The organism is Roseiarcus sp., from assembly GCF_052145395.1.
Taxonomy (GTDB): domain Bacteria; phylum Pseudomonadota; class Alphaproteobacteria; order Rhizobiales; family Beijerinckiaceae; genus Roseiarcus.
In genome coordinates this window covers 1-3082 of the sequence record NZ_JBKQOT010000165.1, presented here as the reverse complement: position 1 = coordinate 3082, position 3082 = coordinate 1, and the positions used below count along the sequence as shown (strand labels likewise).

The window sequence follows — 3082 nt, the reverse complement described above, 5'->3', positions numbered from 1 at the left end:
TTCGGCGCCGCAACCGGCGCGAAGCACACCCGGCGACCAAAGAAACGCCGCCGGGCCGGGAGGAAGGAACAAGGACGCAATGCAGGTTTTAGACCTCTCCCCGGTTGGGCTGTTCCTGTCGGTGGGCCTCGTCGGCAAGGCGGTGATGGCGGTGCTTTTCGTCGCCTCGCTATGGTGCTGGGTGCTGATCGTCGAAGGGATCGTCGCAGTCGTCCGTATGCGCCGCGCCCTGCGGTCCACGCGCGAGGGCGGCGAGACCGCGAAGGCGCTCGCCGGAGTCCTCGCCGCGGGCGAGGCGGAGGCGCACCGGCGCATTCCCGGCGAGACGGTGAGCGAGGTCCGGGCGCGCATCGCCGACGGCATGGCGCGCGCGGCGCGCGAGATTCTCACCCGTGCCGAGGGCGGCTTGCCCAATCTCGCCGTCATTTCCTCGGTCGCGCCGTTCGTCGGCCTGTTCGGCACGGTCTGGGGCATCATGTCGAGCTTCGCCGCGATTTCGCAGGCGAACGACACGAGCCTCGCCACCGTCGCCCCGGGCATCGCCGAGTCGCTGGCGGCGACGGCTTACGGACTCGCTGCGGCGATCCCGGCGTCGATCGGCTACAACCGCATCGGCGCCGCCTTCGCCCGCCTCGGCCAGGAGATGGCGTCTTTCGTCGAGGAGCGCGCGATCGGGCTCATTTCCCGCCCGGCAGAAGTGGCGCGCGAGGCGAGCCAACGCCGCCGCAGCGAGGCGCCGTGATGGCGATGACTCCGCGGAAGATCGGCGAGGGCCTCTATCAGCCGCTGGCCGAGATCAACGTCACGCCGCTCGTCGACGTGATGCTGGTGCTGCTCATCATCTTCATGGTGACGGCGCCGATGCTGGCGGCCGGGATCAAGGTCAACCTGCCGGGCGCAAAGACCGCCCAGCCGCTCGAATCCAAGGATCCGGTGATCGTCGCCGTGACCAAGGACGGCGCCGTGTCGGTCGGCAAGGACGCCGTGTCGCGTGACGATCTCGTCGCCGTGGTCAAGGCGCGGCTCGCTAATTCCAACGGCGTGGTGCAATTGCGCGGCGACAGGGATGCGTCTTACGGCGACGTCGTGTCGGTGATGGACGACCTCGCCGCGGCGGGCATGAACCACATCGCGATCGTGGCGAGCGGGCGGCGCGCCGCTTCCGCCCCGGCTGAGCCGGCCCCGAAGCCATGACCGACATTGCGCTCGGCGGGCGCACGTTCGATCCGCCGACTTTTCAGCCGTCATGGCTGCGACCGGCGGTTGTCGCCGTGGTCGTCGCGTTGCACGCCGCCGCGCTTTCGATGCTGCCTTACTTGGCGTCGAAGCCACCCGATCGGCCGAAGGACGTGATTCTCGACGTCGAGCCTCTGCCGCCTCCGCCGGATGAGCAGGCACAGCCGAAGCCGCCGGAAGCCGCGGCGGAACCGTCGCCCCTGGGGGCGCCGCCTCCGCCGCCTCAGGACGTCGCGCCCTCGTCGCCTCCGCCTCCGGTCGCGGTTGCGCCTCCGCCCGAGCCTGCGCCTCCGCCTCCGGTTGTGGTTGCGCCGCCGCCCGAACCCGCGCCGCCGCCGCCGGTCGTGGAGACGCCCCCGCCCGAATCTGCGCCGCCGCTGCCGGTCGAAAAGCCGGCGCCTCCGCCCGCGCCGGTCGAGCTTCAGCCGACGAAGCCGCCGCCGCGCGTCCAGCCGCCGATGGCCGTCGTGGCGAAGCCCGAACGGCCGAAGCCCCAGCCGGTCCGACCGAAACGCGCCGAGGCGGAGACGAAGTCCGAACGGGCGACCAAGGCCGAACCGCCCGCGGCCGAGCGCGCGCGTCCGGCCGCGGCGTCGTCCCCTCCGGTCGGCGTCGCCTCGCAGTCGGCCTATATTTCGGCCATGGCCGCTGCGATCCGCAGCCGACTCTTCTATCCGCCGGCGGCGCGGGGGCGCGGCGCGAAGGGCGTCGTCGGCGTCGCCTTCACCATCGGCCCCTCGGGCGCCCTCTCGTCCTTCTCGATCACCCGCTCGTCCGGCGATGAAATCCTCGACGCCGCGGCGCGGACTCTGGTCTATTCGGCCCATTTCCCGCCGCCGCCCGGCGGCTCGGCTCATGTCTCGACGAGCTTCAACTATGACCCCCGCTGACGCTCCGGTCCTCACAGCGCTCGTCCTCGGCTCGGGCGGCGGCGGCGGCGTGCCGCAGTGGAACTGCAACTGCCGCGTCTGCCGCCTCGCCTGGGACAGCGATCCGCGCGTGAAGCCGCGCACCCAGTCGAGCCTCGCGGTAAGCGCCGACGGCGAGCGCTGGCTGCTGCTCAACGCCTCGATCGACCTGCGCCAGCAGATTCTTGGGACGCCCGCGATGCAGCCGAAAGGCGAGGGCCGGCATTCGCCGATCGCGGCCGCGCTGCTCACCAATACCGATGTCGATCATGCGGCGGGACTGCTCGCCTTGCGCGAGCGACAGCCTTTCACGATCTGGGGCACGCGCGCCACGCTCGACACGATCGGCGCGAACCGGATTTTCGACGTCGTGAGTCCCGACCTCGTTCCCCGGCGCGCGGTCCGCCTTGGCATGCCGTTCGAGCCGCTCCCGGGCCTCGCCCTCGAACTCTTTCCTGTTCCGGGAAAGGTGCCGCTCTGGCTCGAAGAGGGCGAGGTGAAGACCGACGCCATCGGCGAGGGGACGGTCGGCGTTGCGGTCGAGGCCGGCGGACGAAGGCTCGTCTATGCGCCGGGCTGCGCCGGCGTCACCGACGACCTGCACAAGCGCATCGAAAAAGCGCACGCGCTCTTCTTCGACGGCACGCTGTTCACCGACGACGAGATGATCGTGAACGGCCTCGGCGACAAGACGAGTCGCCGCATGGGCCACATGCCGGTCTCCGGCCCCGGCGGAACGCTCGAAGGGCTCGCCCGCCATGCCCACGTGCGCCGCATCCTCATCCACATCAACAATTCCAACCCGATCCTGGTCGAAGGATCTCCCGAAGAACAACACGTGAAGGCGGCCGGCTGGGAGGTCGCCTATGACGGAATGGAGGTTGCCCCATGAACAAGCATGTCGCGTCCGAACCGTTGAGCCCCGAGGCGCTGGAGGC

Annotated in this window: 4 protein-coding genes; all 4 read left to right on the top strand. The window is 70.6% G+C overall.

The genetic code is table 11. From position 1 onward, the window contains the following. The first annotated feature begins 79 nt into the window (after nt 1-79). The 4 genes from ACLP25_RS05895 to pqqB are packed head-to-tail and all read left to right on the top strand — an operon-like array spanning nt 80 to nt 3036. On the top strand, nt 80-742 hold the full coding sequence (locus ACLP25_RS05895) for a MotA/TolQ/ExbB proton channel family protein (RefSeq protein ID WP_442468299.1): 663 nt from the start codon (nt 80-82) through the stop codon (nt 740-742). Continuing rightward, nucleotides 742-1194 (top strand): ExbD/TolR family protein, encoded by a 453-nt coding sequence (locus ACLP25_RS05890; protein ID WP_442468298.1) that lies wholly within the window; start codon nt 742-744, stop codon nt 1192-1194. The genes ACLP25_RS05895 and ACLP25_RS05890 overlap by 1 nt, the downstream gene beginning before the upstream one ends. Next, nucleotides 1191-2126 carry an energy transducer TonB gene (locus ACLP25_RS05885; protein WP_442468297.1) on the top strand — a complete coding sequence of 312 codons (936 nt, stop codon included), beginning with the start codon at nt 1191-1193 and terminating at the stop codon, nt 2124-2126. Before ACLP25_RS05890 ends, ACLP25_RS05885 begins: the two co-directional genes overlap by 4 nt. Then, nucleotides 2113-3036: a pyrroloquinoline quinone biosynthesis protein PqqB gene (gene pqqB / locus ACLP25_RS05880; RefSeq protein WP_442468296.1), complete on the top strand. Its 924-nt coding sequence runs from the start codon at nt 2113-2115 to the stop codon at nt 3034-3036. The genes ACLP25_RS05885 and pqqB overlap by 14 nt, the downstream gene beginning before the upstream one ends. Nucleotides 3037-3082 lie beyond the last annotated feature (46 nt).